Source organism: Shouchella oshimensis (genome assembly GCF_002019765.1).
In the GTDB taxonomy this organism is placed as follows: Bacteria; Bacillota; Bacilli; order Bacillales; family Bacillaceae_D; genus Shouchella; species Shouchella oshimensis.
The window spans coordinates 1,043,081-1,057,712 of record NZ_KV917380.1 but is presented as its reverse complement, the minus strand read 5'-3'; the positions used below and the strand labels follow the sequence as shown (position 1 = coordinate 1,057,712).

General features: G+C 39.1%; 18 protein-coding genes. 9 read left to right on the top strand and 9 right to left on the bottom strand.

Annotated features, from left to right (window positions below; translation table 11 throughout):
- Positions 1-128 precede the first annotated feature (128 nt).
- Complete coding sequence (locus BK583_RS05190) at positions 129-881, top strand: SDR family oxidoreductase (protein WP_055736470.1); 753 nt, start codon at positions 129-131, stop codon at positions 879-881.
- Positions 882-1,357: 476 nt separating this feature from the next.
- Here BK583_RS05190 and BK583_RS05185 read toward each other — a convergent pair whose 3' ends face one another.
- Positions 1,358-2,191, bottom strand: coding sequence for an NYN domain-containing protein (locus BK583_RS05185; protein WP_038482775.1), 834 nt, complete (start codon positions 2,189-2,191; stop codon positions 1,358-1,360).
- 311 nt (positions 2,192-2,502) lie between these two features.
- Here BK583_RS05185 and BK583_RS05180 point away from each other — a divergent pair, with 311 nt between their 5' ends.
- Genes BK583_RS05180 through BK583_RS05165 form a run of 4 tightly spaced genes read left to right on the top strand, consistent with a single transcriptional unit; the run spans position 2,503 to position 5,564 of the window.
- On the top strand, positions 2,503-3,327 hold the full coding sequence (locus tag BK583_RS05180; protein WP_038482778.1) for a hypothetical protein: 825 nt from the start codon (positions 2,503-2,505) through the stop codon (positions 3,325-3,327).
- Complete coding sequence (locus BK583_RS05175) at positions 3,327-4,478, top strand: hypothetical protein (RefSeq protein ID WP_055736471.1); 1,152 nt, start codon at positions 3,327-3,329, stop codon at positions 4,476-4,478. Before BK583_RS05180 ends, BK583_RS05175 begins: the two co-directional genes overlap by 1 nt.
- 17 nt (positions 4,479-4,495) lie before the next feature.
- Positions 4,496-4,882: a GntR family transcriptional regulator gene (locus tag BK583_RS05170; RefSeq protein ID WP_038482784.1), complete on the top strand. Its 387-nt coding sequence runs from the start codon at positions 4,496-4,498 to the stop codon at positions 4,880-4,882.
- Positions 4,869-5,564, top strand: coding sequence for an ATP-binding cassette domain-containing protein (locus tag BK583_RS05165; protein WP_038482786.1), 696 nt, complete (start codon positions 4,869-4,871; stop codon positions 5,562-5,564). Before BK583_RS05170 ends, BK583_RS05165 begins: the two co-directional genes overlap by 14 nt.
- A 4-nt stretch (positions 5,565-5,568) precedes the next feature.
- Here the strand turns inward: BK583_RS05165 and BK583_RS05160 are convergent, their stop codons facing one another.
- Positions 5,569-6,333: an MBL fold metallo-hydrolase gene (locus tag BK583_RS05160; RefSeq protein WP_055736472.1), complete on the bottom strand. Its 765-nt coding sequence runs from the start codon at positions 6,331-6,333 to the stop codon at positions 5,569-5,571.
- Positions 6,334-6,433: 100 nt separating this feature from the next.
- Here BK583_RS05160 and BK583_RS05155 point away from each other — a divergent pair, with 100 nt between their 5' ends.
- Entirely contained in the window at positions 6,434-6,937 is a 504-nt protein-coding gene (locus BK583_RS05155) for an Rrf2 family transcriptional regulator (RefSeq protein ID WP_038482792.1), read from the top strand.
- A gap of 17 nt (positions 6,938-6,954) precedes the next feature.
- Positions 6,955-7,800, top strand: coding sequence for a metallophosphoesterase (locus tag BK583_RS05150; RefSeq protein ID WP_051667609.1), 846 nt, complete (start codon positions 6,955-6,957; stop codon positions 7,798-7,800).
- A gap of 44 nt (positions 7,801-7,844) precedes the next feature.
- On the opposite strand, the gene BK583_RS05145 is transcribed toward BK583_RS05150, so the two are convergent.
- From BK583_RS05145 to BK583_RS05125, 5 genes are all read right to left on the bottom strand, one after another.
- Positions 7,845-8,486: a type 1 glutamine amidotransferase domain-containing protein gene (locus tag BK583_RS05145; protein ID WP_038486041.1), complete on the bottom strand. Its 642-nt coding sequence runs from the start codon at positions 8,484-8,486 to the stop codon at positions 7,845-7,847.
- A 183-nt stretch (positions 8,487-8,669) separates the two neighbouring features.
- Positions 8,670-9,479 carry a sugar-phosphatase gene (yidA, locus tag BK583_RS05140; protein ID WP_055736473.1) on the bottom strand — a complete coding sequence of 270 codons (810 nt, stop codon included), beginning with the start codon at positions 9,477-9,479 and terminating at the stop codon, positions 8,670-8,672.
- A 32-nt stretch (positions 9,480-9,511) separates the two neighbouring features.
- Positions 9,512-10,450 (bottom strand): ribose-phosphate diphosphokinase, encoded by a 939-nt coding sequence (locus BK583_RS05135; protein ID WP_038486043.1) that lies wholly within the window; start codon positions 10,448-10,450, stop codon positions 9,512-9,514.
- A gap of 125 nt (positions 10,451-10,575) precedes the next feature.
- A complete protein-coding gene (locus BK583_RS05130) occupies positions 10,576-11,673 on the bottom strand; it encodes a Gfo/Idh/MocA family protein (protein WP_055736474.1) in 1,098 nt (365 codons plus the stop codon).
- A 143-nt stretch (positions 11,674-11,816) separates the two neighbouring features.
- Complete coding sequence (locus BK583_RS05125) at positions 11,817-12,446, bottom strand: D-Ala-D-Ala carboxypeptidase family metallohydrolase (RefSeq protein WP_055736475.1); 630 nt, start codon at positions 12,444-12,446, stop codon at positions 11,817-11,819.
- Between the two features lie 153 nt (positions 12,447-12,599).
- Between BK583_RS05125 and BK583_RS05120 the strand changes: the two genes are divergently transcribed.
- Positions 12,600-12,929, top strand: coding sequence for an SCP2 sterol-binding domain-containing protein (locus BK583_RS05120; RefSeq protein ID WP_055736476.1), 330 nt, complete (start codon positions 12,600-12,602; stop codon positions 12,927-12,929).
- A 51-nt stretch (positions 12,930-12,980) separates the two neighbouring features.
- Here the strand turns inward: BK583_RS05120 and BK583_RS05115 are convergent, their stop codons facing one another.
- Both BK583_RS05115 and BK583_RS05110 read right to left on the bottom strand, forming a co-directional pair.
- Positions 12,981-13,163, bottom strand: a complete 183-nt coding sequence (locus BK583_RS05115; protein WP_055736477.1) for a CsbD family protein — start codon at positions 13,161-13,163, stop codon at positions 12,981-12,983.
- Positions 13,164-13,226: 63 nt separating this feature from the next.
- Positions 13,227-14,189: a Gfo/Idh/MocA family protein gene (locus BK583_RS05110; protein ID WP_055736478.1), complete on the bottom strand. Its 963-nt coding sequence runs from the start codon at positions 14,187-14,189 to the stop codon at positions 13,227-13,229.
- Positions 14,190-14,355: 166 nt separating this feature from the next.
- Here BK583_RS05110 and BK583_RS05105 point away from each other — a divergent pair, with 166 nt between their 5' ends.
- The gene (locus BK583_RS05105) at positions 14,356-14,604 is read left to right on the top strand and encodes a YuzB family protein (protein ID WP_038482813.1); all 249 of its coding nucleotides are present in this window, start codon (positions 14,356-14,358) and stop codon (positions 14,602-14,604) included.
- Positions 14,605-14,632: the final 28 nt, after the last annotated feature.

The window sequence follows — 14,632 nt, the reverse complement described above, 5'->3', positions numbered from 1 at the left end:
CTGTTACAGGCTGGGACATTATGTACGTGATGAATGTGTAGTTGTTGCGCTTTCATCACTCTTTTTTTCTGTTTAAAAAAGTGAAAACAGGGAACTACATGCGAATAAAGAAAACGAGGTGAATAGACATGAAACATTTTGCCGTTATTACAGGTGCAGCTTCTGGAATCGGTCGGGCTACAGCAGATATCTTTATTCATCATCATGTACCAGTAGCTCTAATCGACACAAATGAAGAACAGTTGAATGAACTTAAACAAGCAAACCCCCACCGCACTATTCTTGTATACAAAGGAGATGTGTCAAATCATGAGGAGATGGAACGTATTTTTTCATCTATCCGTACTTATACCTCGTCCATTTCAACATTATTTGCAAATGCCGGTATAAATGGGAAAGTAACTTCCATTGAGGCATTTCATCCTGATGAGTGGGACCAAACAATTCAAACGAACTTACGAGGTACGTTTTTAACCGTGAAACATGCCATTCCTTTCATGAAAAACCACGGAGGCAGTATTATTTTAACAAGTTCCGTGAATGGAACAAGAACCTTTTCCAATATCGGAATGAGCGCCTACAGCGCTTCTAAAGCAGGAATTGCTGCTTTTGGAAAAATGGCTGCACTAGAACTTTCTTCTTATCACATCCGAGTAAATACACTATGTCCTGGAGCTATTAATACGAGTATTGATGAACGGACATATCGTGATGACGCTGCTTTAGAGAACCTTACATTTAAAAAAGAAACAAGCCCTTTTCCTGTACCTGCAGCAGATCCAAGTGAAGTGGCTAATACCGTCTATTTTCTTTCATCTCCAGAAGCAAAACATATTAGTGGTACTGAAATTGTCATAGACGCTGCACAAACATTACTATAAACGCCATTTTGTGCATCTATCTGTTTTATCGGAGTATAAACAAAAGGGTCACAATAATAATGAACCACATGGGAATGCTTAATAACACGCCCCAAAACAAGCCAACTAAAAAACGAGTTCCGTACATAGGTCATCCCTCATTTGGATACGTTTTTATTTTAGTTTTGACGAAAAAATGGACACCTATGCATGTAAACGTCCTTTTTTTCTTTCTACTATATGCGGAGCTTGTTTTTTATGAACCAAAAAAATTTTTAGATCGGTGTTTGAATAACATATAAACGGGGAAGAGAAAAATAGAAGACAGGTTCTAATGCATACAAAAAGAGACAGGGTATATCCCTGCCTCTCCTAACGAATTTGTCTAACGCATAAATGTTTTATCGAATTGTAACGAATCATTTGTCTATCCCTATAATATGAGAGACTTATCTACAAGTCAACCCTTAAGATTCGACAAACATATCATACGATCATTACATTTTCGTTAAGGGCGCTAACCAATTGCGTCCTTCTTCTGTTAACGCAATACTTGGCTTGACATCTCCGTTTTTCAGCTCTTTATTTTCCGACCCAATTAACTTTTCTATTTTTAATAAATCAATCAGTTCACTTGCAGAATTAGCTGGCATCCCGAACTTTACCGAAAATTGATTGCGCAACCACGGTGCGCCAAGGTACAATTCGTTTTCCGTTCCAAACCTTGCTTCCCACTCTTCAATAAACCGTAAAGCATCTACTTTATAAGATTCTAAATGATATTCTTTCACTTCTAACTGTAAAAATTCTCTTAAATCCTCACTATAATGAGAGTAATTTGTTATATCTGTATGCTTTGGTGCAGCTTCCGATAAATAATAGAGCTCGACTCGCTTTCCTTTGTACATTAAACGGCTCATAATCGGTACCATGTCACTATCTGCGGTAACAAATACATAGCACGAAATATTTTCATCTTTATACGTCATTTCGATTGCATCTATACAAAGCTCAATATCAGAAGAATTCTTTCGAGAATCCCCCTCTTTATCATTTGAATACACATGGCGAATTTGAACGCGTTGTTTCTGCAAATCCGTTAAGCTAGATCGGATTCGTTGAAAATCTGCATACGCTCGAAACGTCCGCACTTGATCCTGACCATAACGTTCCCATAAAGAATTGAATAGATTTTTTTCTTCACTCTCATGATTTGGATTATGATTATAGCGATTCATTAATGTCCAATAGACATTATCATAATCAACAAAAATCGCAATGTTGTCGTGATCTCCTGTATGAAATGCACTTTCTATCTGTCCTCTACTCATTCTATCAACCGCCTATGAACGATCGTACGTTGCCCTCAATTGACGGTCTTCCTCCTATTCATTTCCATGAGGCACATGGCTTATCACGTATATGCTCAAATTCTTTAAGAATATCCTTAGTGTACGACAAAAATGAATTGTTGCCTACACGAATTTCGTAATTTTACATTGGGCAATATGACAGCCCTCTTCTCATTAAATACAAGAAAAAAGTGTAAAAAAACAGGAAATTGATTTGACATCCAACTGTATGAATCATATAATACACACATAAAGTGTATGAACTAGATAATACATACAGGAGGCTTGTTATGTCGATTATTAAGCTTATGATGTTTGAGTACAAACGCATTTGGAAGCTCTACCTTGCTTTGGTAATAGCTGTTACCTGCGTTCAATTGTTCTCTATATGGTACGGCTCCTATACCTATGCGGAGATGTATAAAGAACTGGCAAGAGAAAGTGGCCGTACATACTATCAAATTGCCCAGCAAGATGGAATATCCTTTATCCATGTCTTTCACAGCTTCCCTACCATTGCTTCTATCATGGTGTCCATTGCTGCTCTGTTGCTTTATAGCTGCTTCATTTGGTACAGAGATTGGGTTGGGAAATATCCGATGGCACAGCGACTTTTAACACTCCCTATTCACCGATCGGCTCTTTACTTTTCAAAATTAGGTACGATTTTCAGTCTTGTCTTAGGTATGATTGCACTTCAATATCTTATTATTCTTGGTGGAATTGGACTCGTTCACTTAACTGTACCTAGCGAATTTTTACAAAACAACGGACTTGCACTTTCATCAATTGCTACATTTGCACAAGTCTATCCGGTTATTTTACCTCTTTCATTCAAAGCCTTTTTGTTAATGTATGGAACTGGCCTCACGTTCTTAACCGTATTATTTACTGCTATCGTCATTGAACGATCGTTTCGGATAAAAGGATGGTTTATTGGTGCAGCTTATATGGCTTTAGCAGTGGGAATAAATGGACTTGGTACCTATACATCAATGAAATTCCATTTGTTTGAAAGAGAAGTCTATCTTGTATTCGGCTGCACATTAGTAGCCACAAGCATTCTTTCTAGTCTGTTATGTATCTATCTCTTACAACGAAAGGTGACGGTTTAATGAGGCAGAGACGGTATTTTTTTCTTAGTTTCTTTCTGTTTTTTATTATGGCTACATTCATAACGGTTTTTACCGTTAACGCATATGAAAAACGATTTGTTCAGCATCCTCTTGAATGGGAGCTTGTTGAGGGGGATCGCCATTTTCTAGACCAGCTTTCATTTGAAGGCTATGGAATAGGAGATTCTTCTCGTTCATACCTATTCCAAAAAGAATCTGATTCAATTACATATAGCCCTATTCATCAATCACTTGATGGCCACATGGGCTATAGCGCTCAAGCTGAACACATTTTACACGAGGATCGAAGATTTTTCAGGCTTCCACCTATGGAACGAAACCTTGTACTAGAAAGCGAGGACTACTTGGTTGCTGTTGGATCAAAGGATTCCTACGATGATGGGTACAAACAATTTCTAACGATTCATTCTAAGGAAAAACTAGGGAAAGAAAAAGAACCACTATTTATCCCTATTGATCAACTTTACTTTTCAAACCTTAATGGCATCATTCAAGGAGATCGACTCCTTCTTTTAGCTGGAGACTATACGTACCTAGAAGAAGAAGGCTTTCTTAATGCATACGAAATTGATTTAGCAACAAATACAGTGGTTCATTCAGATACCATAGTGGGTCCACAATTTATCGAGGGACTAGGAGCAGAATTTGAGGATTTCCTATATACATATGAACCTCATACTGTTACATTCCATCCAGATCAGCCTATAGCCATTTACATCCATAAGCGTTCAGACGGAAGAATGGGATACAGCATTTATCACTTTCAATCACAAAACCTCTTTACACTTGAGACAAGTCAAACCTATCAAGATACATTGATTACGCCTTCACCTGACGGTTTTCACCTTTTAGAAAAACGAAATTCGAAAGGACATTTACTAACCGTCGCATTAAATGATGATGGCATCGTTTCTGAAGAACTGCTTGAATTAGATTTACCTGCTTTGCGTCTTACAAGTACCTTTGCTTATCAGAACCATCAGCTTGCGTTGCTTCGTCAGGAAGATGGCTCAGAATATCAATTAGAACTCTTTCATGTTTCGGATAACAATTCATTACTATCAGCAAAACTACCAATTGAAAAAGAGCATGGAATTGTTCAGATTACATCTATGCAGTTAGAAGAATAAGGGGGACCGAAAAAGACATGAACATATTGTTTAACAACCGTGAACCCGTCTACATTCAAGTCATTCGACATTTTAAAGAACAAATTGCACTCGGTCATTTAGTTGCTGGCCAAGAGATCCCCTCTCGTCGCGAGCTTGGCTCAACGTTAAAGATTAATCCGAACACCGCCCAACGTGCTTATAAAGAAATGGAGGAACAACAATTGATTGAAACGGAACGGAATAAACCAAGTCGTATTACGCAAGATCAACAGGTTCTAAATCAAATACGAGCGGAGCTGATTCACGAATCCGTCGACCTCTTTCTTGATTCGATGAAGACAATTAATGTCTCTGTTGATGAGCTCATTTCAATCATTCGGAAGCGTTATGAAGACGGAGGCACATCCTATGATTCGCGTTGATAAGCTCTCCAAATCATTTGGTCGTAAGGTGATTTTTGATCAAGTTAGTTTCACTGCTGAAAAAGGAGAAATTACCTGTTTAATCGGCATTAACGGAGTAGGAAAAACAACGTTACTAAAAGCGATTGCGCACTTAACGCCTGTTAACAGTGGCAAGGTTACAATAAACGGTGAGCCGCTACGAGCACAACAGTATCGTGACATTGTCTTTATTCCAGATGTACTTCCTATGGCACCTAGTTTTTCCATCCAAGAAGCCATTGACTTTATGAAAGACTTTTATCCAAATTGGAATGATGCGCGATGTAGCGACCTACTTACATTTTTTAAACTTGATCAGCTTCAAAAGCTTAGTCATTTATCAAAAGGAAATGTTGCAAAAGTCAATCTCGTTCTCGGTTTATCCGTAGACGCCCATTACATTTTAATGGATGAGCCTTTCTCTGGAATTGACATTTTTAGTCGAGAAGAAATCGCTTCGCTCTTTTCAAGTGGGTTTCTTGAAGACAAAGGCATCTTAGTAACGACTCACGAAATACGTGATATTGAACATCTAATTGATAAAGCCATATTATTAAAGGATGGGACAGTAGCGAAAGAGTTCTATACAGAGGATTTACGCTTTGAAGAAGGCAAATCGATTGAAGATGCGATGAGGGAAATCTATGTAAACCATGGCTAGAGGGTTACCCTCTAGCCACTTCTTTTACTTGATAATCTGTTGCAACATGAAAGCCTTTCTCTTTGACCTCTTCGATTGGAAAGGTCTCATCTAAATGCATGCAGCATATTGAACGACGCTTTTCTGTTGGAATTAGGCTTTCTAGCTTTGTTAGCGAAAGATGCACGTTCCCAGGATAATCTAAAAAGGATGTATCTTGATAAACCATCTGATAATAATCTTCCTTTATTCGGTTTAAAACAGATTGAGGTATATCTTTTGCATCTCCACTATAATAAAAATGTTCGTTTTTCGTTTCGTGTACACATTCATAGCTATAACATTCCAAATGCGGAGCGTGTTCAGCAGGAAGTGCCGTTACATTATATGGTCCAAAAGTAGAGCCCTCCTCTAATGGTTGCCATATCGCCTGTCCTTCTTCAACTCCCATACGCATCACTAAGTCTTTTGCATGCATCAACAAGGTTCGTGGTGCTTTTATGCAAAGTTTCGCCTTAAATGCAGGTGTCATTTTTATATACGAATAAAAAATAAAGTCTCCTAATGAACCAATATGGTCGGGATGGGTATGGGTTAATAAGATCGTTATTTTTTCAACATTTTCTAAGACACCAAAGCGAAGAAGCCGTTCAAATGTCGCACTTCCACAGTCGAACATACCTAACTCACCTTGATGATAAAAATACCCGCCGTTGTTTCCTAACGCTGTATGAAAAGCACTACCGCATCCTATAAACGTTAGTGGGTATGTGAATCCTTCATTTGACAATGGCTATCCATCCTTTCTTTTTTAAAAAGCATTTGCGTTGCTGTCTTGTTCACTTTATAGTAAAACAAAGAGCAATTTATTAAAAGGGTGCGATTCAACAATGAAAGTAAAAAGTGGTGTGGAGCAAGCGGTCTGTATACTTGTTATGCTTGCAACGCAATCAAATCAACAATATGTTAAAAGCGATACCATCTCGACACGATTGAATGTTTCACCTTCTTATTTAAAGAAAGTGATGCGCAAGCTTGTCGTTCACGAATTAATTAAATCGACACCAGGGAATAGCGGTGGATTTTCATTAGCTCGACCAGCCGAGTCGATTACAATGCTTGATATTGTGGGGGCTATTGAAGGAGAAGGCTCTTTTATGAGATCGGAAGGTTTAATTGAACGAGTCTTTCCAGAAACTGATGCTGCTAAAATTGGTTCTCTACAGCTTGAAGCCATTTTTTCAGATGCACAAGATGCTTATTTTCATTCATTAAAAAAAGTCACATTAAAAGATGCTCTGCTGTCAACATTGAATCGAGAAAGCATTCAGCTTGTGGATTGGAACGATTCTTTTGGACAAACAGATATTAAAAAACTTCAGAAAGAACGTTAAGAAAAGGAGCTATCCTGTTGTTTAGTCGCAAAACCATTCTTGTTTTACTCCTTCTTTTCGTCGTAGCCATCTTTTTTTTCTACACACAAAACCACAGAATCGTTTTATCCAGTCATACGATTGAAGTGCCACAAATGGATTCTACTCACAATGGGATCACCATCGTCCATTTATCTGATCTACATTCAGCAGAATTCGGTGAAAAAAATGAACGGCTCCTACAAAACGTAGAGCAACAAGAGCCAAGCTTCATTTTCATGACCGGAGATTTAATTGATTCCTATACGTCGAACAATGGAGAAGGCGTTGATTTAATGAGGGAATTGGTGTCTATTGCTCCAACCTATTATGTAACCGGTAACCATGAATGGCGCTTAGGTATTGTTGAGGAGTTAGAAGAGACACTTGTTGAGATCGGCGTAACGGTTTTAAGAAACGAAGCATTCACAATAGAGCATGAAGGGTTTTCTTTTCAACTAGTCGGTATAGATGATCCTGATTCTAGAGGAACGGCATCTCCAGAAGAGATTGTAAAGGACTTGTTGAATGAAGCGATTCCATCTAGTGCAACAGATTCATTCACAATACTCTTATCCCACCGACCTGAAGTATTTTCTATCTATCAAGATACACATGCTGATTTGGTGTTTTCAGGTCATGCTCATGGAGGACAAGTTCGACTTCCACTTATCGGTGGTATCCTTGCTCCTGGGCAGGGGCTATTCCCTGACTATAGTGAAGGAATATATGAAGAAAAGAATACAAAAATGATTGTAAGTAGAGGCTTAGGAAACAGCCTTTTCCCCCTTCGTTTATTTAACCGACCTGAAGTCATTCGAATTGATTTACAGCCACCTTCTTAGGTAATCAAAAACACACTCCGATGTTTAACGGAGTGTGTTTTCAGTTAGATAGCTTTGATAAACTGCTTTGCAGTCTCAATGGATGATTGTGGATTTTGACCTGTTACAAGCTTCCCATCAGTATATACATTTTCTTCCCAATCACCTTTCCCTACGAATTGTGCGCCTTCTTTTCTCAGACGGGTTTCTAATAGGAATGGCATTTGATTGACTAATTCAACGCCTTCTTCTTCTGTGTTTGTGAAGGAAGTTACTTTTCGGTTTTCAACAAGGAATTGTCCATTTTCGAGCAATACACCTGTTAAAGCTGCCGGTCCGTGACAAACAGCGCCAATCACTTTATCTGCTTCATAAAAGTCACGTAGTAACTGCTGGAGTTTTGGATTGTCCGCTAAATCAAACATCGCCCCATGCCCACCAGGCATAAAGATACCATCATAATCAGCTGATTGTATGTCATCTAATGAGACGGTTCGTTTCAGCATTTCTGCTAATTCATGCCATTGTTCAGGAATAGTGCCATTCTCTAAGCTGGCATCGTCAATTGGTGACTCGCCACCCTTTGGACTTGCAACTGTTACATGGTAACCGGCTTTAGTAAATTCTTCATACGGCTCTGTAAACTCCGATAACCAAATTCCTGCAAACTGTTCATTATTCATTTTAGCGCCGTTTGTTACGACCATTAGTAGTTGTTTTGTACTCAAGATGACCTCTCCCTTTTCTTATGCTACTCTTCTCTTCCCTTACCGTTTCTTCATTAAACAATAAAAAGAATTCATGCTAAATGTTAAGCCTCTCCTCACCTGCAATTACATAAAAAAAGAGATGCTATTAAGGTTAGAAACCTTAACGAACATCTCTCTCCGTTAATTTAACACGTTCATTCGGATGGCATGTGCAACGCCATCTTCGTTATTTGACTTTGTAATAAAGTCAGCAGCTTCCTTTAATTCGGGGATGGCATTTTCCATTGCTACGCCACAGCCTGCGAATTGTATCATCGACAAGTCATTTCCATTGTCACCAATGCACATCACTTCTTCTCGGGTGATGCCAAGCTTCCTTGCCAGGTGTTTGACCGCATTCCCTTTACTTGCCTCTGGATGGAGAATTTCCAAGAAAAAAGGAGCGCTTTGCACCATTTCATAACGTTCTTTTAACGAATCTGGAATTGCCGCTTTTGTTTCCTCGAGTCGAGATGGTTCATCAATGAACATGACCTTTGGTATGACAATATCGTTATCCAGTTCTTCCTTTGTTCGAAAACTTAAAGGCACTTGTGTAACGTACGATTCGTAAATGGTATAAGGTGAAACATCCTTATCAAATGTGTATAACTTAGCTTGATCAAAGAAATGCATCGGTGTTTGAAGAGCTCTCGCTGTAGCAGACAATTCAAGTAAATCTTCATAATCTAATGTTAGGGAGACAACATTTTCATTTGTATGCGTGTTTTGTACAAGTGAACCGTTGTAGGCAATCACATAATCATCTTCATCCGTCAATTCTAATTCTTTTAAATAACGTGTAACTCCCCCAATAGGTCTCCCTGTACATAAAACAACCGTTACTCCTGCTGCTTTAGCCTCTTGTAACGCAGCTTTTACTGCTGGTGTTACGTGATGTTGATCATTTAACAATGTTCCATCCATATCAATGGCAATTAATTTATACATCTCTCTACTCCACTCCTTATTTACGAGCGAACTTATTGAAACAACGTGCTAACAGATTGTTCCTTATAAATTCGATAGATCGCATCAGCTAGCAAACCGGCCATTGATAAAATGGTCATATTATCAAGCTGTTTTTCTATAGGTAATTCAATCGTATTCGTCACAACAATTTCTTTTATTGGTGCAATGGCTAGCCGCTCGATTGCTGGTCCTGTCAACACTGGATGGGTACAACATGTGTACACATCTTTCGCACCGTTTTCCACCAAAGAATGGGCAGCTAATGTTACCGTTGCTGCTGTATCAATGAGATCATCAATAATAATGGCATCCATTCCTTTTACTTCACCTACGATGTCAATTGCTTGAGCAAACCCTGGTTCAGGTTGACGCTTATCGACAAAAGCAATTGGTGCATCAATATATTCGGCTAGCTTTCTTGCTCTTCCTAAACCTGATGTATTTGGAGCAACGACAACAGGATTCACAAGATTTTTCTTGATATAATGCTGTGCCAGCAGCGGTATTCCTTGCAGTGGATCCACAGGAATATTAAAGAAACCTTGAATTTGGGGAGCATGTAAATCGACTGTAACAACTCGGTCTGCTCCCGCAGTTTCAAGCAGATTCGCAATAAGCTTTGCAGCTATTGGCTCCCGAGAACGGGCTTTTCGATCCTGTCTAGCATACCCAAAGTAAGGGATCACAACATTAATTTCCCCTGCTGAAGCTCGTTTTAATGCATCAATCATAATGAGTAATTCAATCACATGCTCATTTCCGGGCTGAGAAGTTGATTGTAAAATAAATACCTTAGCCCCACGTACACTTTCTTGAATATGAATTTGCACTTCACCGTCACTAAAGCGATTCACTGTGCATTCCCCTATTGTACAACCAAGTTGATCGGCAACTTCTTGCGTTAACAATGGGTTTGATTGAATGGTAAACAGTTTAAATTTATCGTTCATCACATAACTCACGAGACCGCCTCCTACTCGTCCTAAAATCGTCTTAATTGTAGCTTACTTTCGAACGGAATACAAAGTGTTGCACTAAAAAAAGCGTTCCTCTAATAAGAAGAACACTTTCACTCTTAAAAACCTCTTGTCGTCATAGACAATGGCAATAATTCGGGGATGCTACACGTACTTATCATTTGATAATGCTTTTCTTCTCTCGACGAACGTAAAATGCCATGCATCGCTTCAAGCACATGATAAGCTAGTGCATCACTCGCACGATGCGCACGCTTTTCCTTAATTGCCGCAACCATATCGACCACACCCAGACCCCGACTATTTTCTTGAAAACCATACGTAAGCGGTACTTCTTGAAACGCAACCTCCCCTTGTTTCTTGAAGAAGAGAGGCCCTCCAAATGTATTTGGATCTGGCAATATGAGAGAACCTCTTGTGCCGTGTATTTCTAAATTGGGTGTCTGTGATCCCCATACATCAAAGCTCGTAATGAGCGTTCCGATTGTTCCATTCTCAAAGTCTACTATACTAGACAAATGTGTCTCTACCTCTACTTGCATTGTTTCACCAAAACGAGGAAGGGACGTAATTTTACGTTCCTCAAATGCCTTTCCTGTAGAGGATGTAAGTCGCTTGATCGGACCTAGTATGGATACAAGTGCTGTTAAGTAATAAGGACCCATATCGAATAAAGGACCCGCCCCTTCTTTATAAAAGAAGTCCGGGTTCGGATGCCAGCTCTCAGGTCCATGACTCATCATAAATCCATTAGCAGATACTGGTTTACCAATCCACCCATCTTCTATAAGTTTTTTTGCAGTCTGAAGCCCGCCCCCTAAAAAGGTATCTGGAGCAGCACCTAAATAAAGATTTTTTTCTCGAGCTAGTTTTCTAAGCTCATCAGCTTCTTCTAAAGATAAGGCTAACGGCTTTTCACCATATGCATGTTTTCCAGCTTCTAATGCTCGTTTATGAACGGCGTAATGCGCAGATGGAATCGTTAAGTTAATAACAAGCTCAATTCGCTCATCTTGAAAGAAATCGTCCATTGATAAAGCTTCTATTCCTTCGTAATCAGCTGCTTTTTGAGTTGCTTGAGCAATATTTAAATCCGTACAGGCAATAATTTGTATATCATCAAACCGATTATTTAATTGAAAATAGATATCGCTAATATTCCCACAACCAACTACTCCAGCTTTTATAACGCTCACGTAAAATCCACTCCCTTAAAATGCTAACGTTTATTATAGCGCTTTCAAGAACAAACAACAATAACACATATCGTATACACAAAAAAGCACTAGGAGACGCCTGTCCATTAGACATACGTCTCTCTAGTACTTTTCTTCATTGCTTACGGCCAGTAGTAGCCTCCACCCGTTGTTTCTGCTCGACTGTCAACGTGAGTAAACGTCTGATAAATAATAATGCCGCTAAACCCACAAGTCCGTGCAGTATTCGCTTTTCTTGTTGGTGTTGTTGACGATGAGACATCTGCTGCTGACCCATATAGATGTTGACTGTTACTAGCTCCACCTACACTGGAATTATGACTGCGACTACGGAAACCCGAATTAATCGTTAATGGAATATTTCCTAACTTACGCCTCTTTGCCTCAAGTTTATACATCAACCGACGAATATTTTCTTGTACTTGAGTAGCTGATACCGCGCCTCCTGAAAACCTTGATCCATCTCGTGAATGAAACTCACTCCAGTTAAAATGTCTAGTTGAGCCATCAGCAGCTTCAAGGTTGTTTAACGCAGTATGCGTTTGTGGACCTGCCACCCCATCAGCAGATAAATTGTAGCTTGCTTGAAACCGGCGAACAGCTCCTTCTGTTGCTGGTCCAAATTGACCATCAACAGTAATATGAGTTCGGCTTGATGAAGCAGCTGCATAGCCAGCTACCCGAATTTGTAATTCTCGAACGTCATTACCACTCATGCCATTTCTTAATGTTCTCGTCCATTGATATGCCATTTCTTTACCCCTCTTCTTTTTGTTTTCGCAAGCGCCTGCTGTTTTTTAAAGAGAAGTAAATAGAGAAAAATAAAACGAAGTAAAAAACTTTTCACCTTCCTTTCTTTACGATATAATGAATGAATAATCATTCATATAAAAGGGAGTTTTTGCATGACGACAGAAGAAAAGTTATATGCCCTTGCAGATCAAATAAACAATGACCCTGTGCACATTCGTGATCTTAATCGCACGTATCAATTTGAACTAAAACCCGAAGCTCGTTATAGTGTGTTGTTTTCCAATGGGATGGTAACGGTTGAGAAAGAACCTATAAAAAAGGAGGAAGCTTGTACGTTGAAATTGAGCGAAACGAATTTGCACAAGCTATTAGAGGGAAATTGGAATCCTACTGTCGCTTATATGACTGGACAATTAAAAGTAGAAGGCGACGTCCGACACGCTCTAAAACTCCATGAGATCGTCAAACAGTACACAGCGTGAACAAATAAAAACCGACCTCGCTTTATCGAGAGTCGGTTTTTTTAAGAAAACTTATTCGTTTGACTTGTTTTTTATTTCACCTTTAGTATCTTGTACTTCGCCTTTAACTTTATCTTTTTTTCCTTCTGCTTGCATTTTTTTATTATTCGTAAGATCTCCTACTGCATCTTTTACAGCACCTTTTGCTTTATTCCCAACACCTTTTGCTTTATCTCCAGTTCCGTTATCACTCATGAAAAACGCCTCCTTCTTATCTATTTCTCTATATAGACGTTTTTCAAGGTTTCTAAACATGGGTCAAGAAGTCCTCTGTAGACTCCACTGTTGACTCACTTCATCCATTAATGTCATCACGTCCTTTGAAATGCTTATATAGGATTGATCTATTCCACTAACACTCGATTCCATTGCTTTAATTTCATTCATTAAAGCTTCAGCTGAGTGTCCTGCTTTTATAACTTCCGTATTCCCATCATGCCATGTCAATGTAGCTTGTTCAGCACGTGGAAAATCGTCTACTGTGATAAAACCGTTCTCACACGCAATGATTCCTCGCTTTGGCATTTTTCCTCGAAAGGCAAGGGAAATCGTAACAATTTCATCTGTTGATGTCTTTAATACAATGGCTGATTGTTCATCTACGTTTGTTTCAGTTGCTTTCATAGTTGTTAGTACTTGCGTAGGCTGCTCTGAAAGAAAAAAACGAGCAAATGATAACGCGTATGTGCCAATATCTAAAAGCGCACCTCCAGCTAATTCTGGATTATAAAATCGATTACTCGGATCAAAAGGCTTTCGACTTCCAAAAGTTACATTAATCATTTTAACTGGACCTAAACGGTTGCTTGTAATGACATCCCTTAATGCATGATACAAAGGCATATGATAGATGGTCATTGCTTCCATTAAAATAAGGTTGTTCTTTTCAGCAAGCTCAATAAGTTCGTTTAACTCGTCACCATTAATAGTAATCGCTTTTTCACATAGTACATGCTTTCCATTCTGAAGAGCTTCTCTTATGTATTCGTGATGACTCGCATGTGGTGTAGCCACATAGATAATATCGACTTTCGGATCTGTCATCAATGATGTATAGTGACTGTACGCTTTCGTAGCACCGTGTTCACTTGCAAACGCTTCGGCTTTTTCAGCTGAACGAGAAGCCACAGCGTATAATTCTCCATGATAGGCGGTTATTGCATGGGCAAAATCTGCTGCAATTGAACCGAGACCAAGAATTCCCCAGTTGTAAGTATTCATAAACAATCACTCCTTCTTTCAATACAATCATTGTACAGAAGACAATAGAGAACGACTACTAAAACGTATTGATTTCCATACCAAGCTACTAGAATTCTATCTTGTCATCCTATATAATGAACTATTGACTTCTTCATTCAGCATACTAGTCGAAAGGGTGGAACACATGGGCATAATTGTCGTAGAAGTCTGTGATGGAAACCTGATGAATCGAGTAGATCTAGAAAATCTATTGGAGTCAGAGTATCCAGAAGTTGCCGTCATGGATAATGAATGCCTTTCTTTTTGCGGGCTTTGTGCAGTTAGACCGTACGCCATTGTAAATGGTACCCGTATTTTCGGTGCCACCGCAGAAGAGTGCATAGAAAAAATAAAACATCGTATTGAGTTAGAGCTCGCATTGTACGAGCTTTGATTTATAAATAAACGTCACGATCCGTGGC

What these genes read in the sequence shown, in the direction of transcription:
- BK583_RS05190 (WP_055736470.1), top strand. Translation starts at nt 129, where the DNA reads ATGAAACATTTTGCCGTTATTACAGGTGCAGCTTCTGGAATCGGTCGG.
- BK583_RS05185 (WP_038482775.1), bottom strand. Translation starts at nt 2,191, where the DNA reads ATGAGTAGAGGACAGATAGAAAGTGCATTTCATACAGGAGATCACGAC.
- BK583_RS05180 (WP_038482778.1), top strand. Translation starts at nt 2,503, where the DNA reads ATGTCGATTATTAAGCTTATGATGTTTGAGTACAAACGCATTTGGAAG.
- BK583_RS05175 (WP_055736471.1), top strand. Translation starts at nt 3,327, where the DNA reads ATGAGGCAGAGACGGTATTTTTTTCTTAGTTTCTTTCTGTTTTTTATT.
- BK583_RS05170 (WP_038482784.1), top strand. Translation starts at nt 4,496, where the DNA reads ATGAACATATTGTTTAACAACCGTGAACCCGTCTACATTCAAGTCATT.
- BK583_RS05165 (WP_038482786.1), top strand. Translation starts at nt 4,869, where the DNA reads ATGATTCGCGTTGATAAGCTCTCCAAATCATTTGGTCGTAAGGTGATT.
- BK583_RS05155 (WP_038482792.1), top strand. Translation starts at nt 6,434, where the DNA reads ATGAAAGTAAAAAGTGGTGTGGAGCAAGCGGTCTGTATACTTGTTATG.
- BK583_RS05145 (WP_038486041.1), bottom strand. Translation starts at nt 8,486, where the DNA reads ATGGTCGTAACAAACGGCGCTAAAATGAATAATGAACAGTTTGCAGGA.
- yidA (WP_055736473.1), bottom strand. Translation starts at nt 9,479, where the DNA reads ATGTATAAATTAATTGCCATTGATATGGATGGAACATTGTTAAATGAT.
- BK583_RS05135 (WP_038486043.1), bottom strand. Translation starts at nt 10,450, where the DNA reads ATGAACGATAAATTTAAACTGTTTACCATTCAATCAAACCCATTGTTA.
- BK583_RS05125 (WP_055736475.1), bottom strand. Translation starts at nt 12,446, where the DNA reads ATGGCATATCAATGGACGAGAACATTAAGAAATGGCATGAGTGGTAAT.
- BK583_RS05120 (WP_055736476.1), top strand. Translation starts at nt 12,600, where the DNA reads ATGACGACAGAAGAAAAGTTATATGCCCTTGCAGATCAAATAAACAAT.
- BK583_RS05115 (WP_055736477.1), bottom strand. Translation starts at nt 13,163, where the DNA reads ATGAGTGATAACGGAACTGGAGATAAAGCAAAAGGTGTTGGGAATAAA.
- BK583_RS05110 (WP_055736478.1), bottom strand. Translation starts at nt 14,189, where the DNA reads ATGAATACTTACAACTGGGGAATTCTTGGTCTCGGTTCAATTGCAGCA.
- BK583_RS05105 (WP_038482813.1), top strand. Translation starts at nt 14,356, where the DNA reads ATGGGCATAATTGTCGTAGAAGTCTGTGATGGAAACCTGATGAATCGA.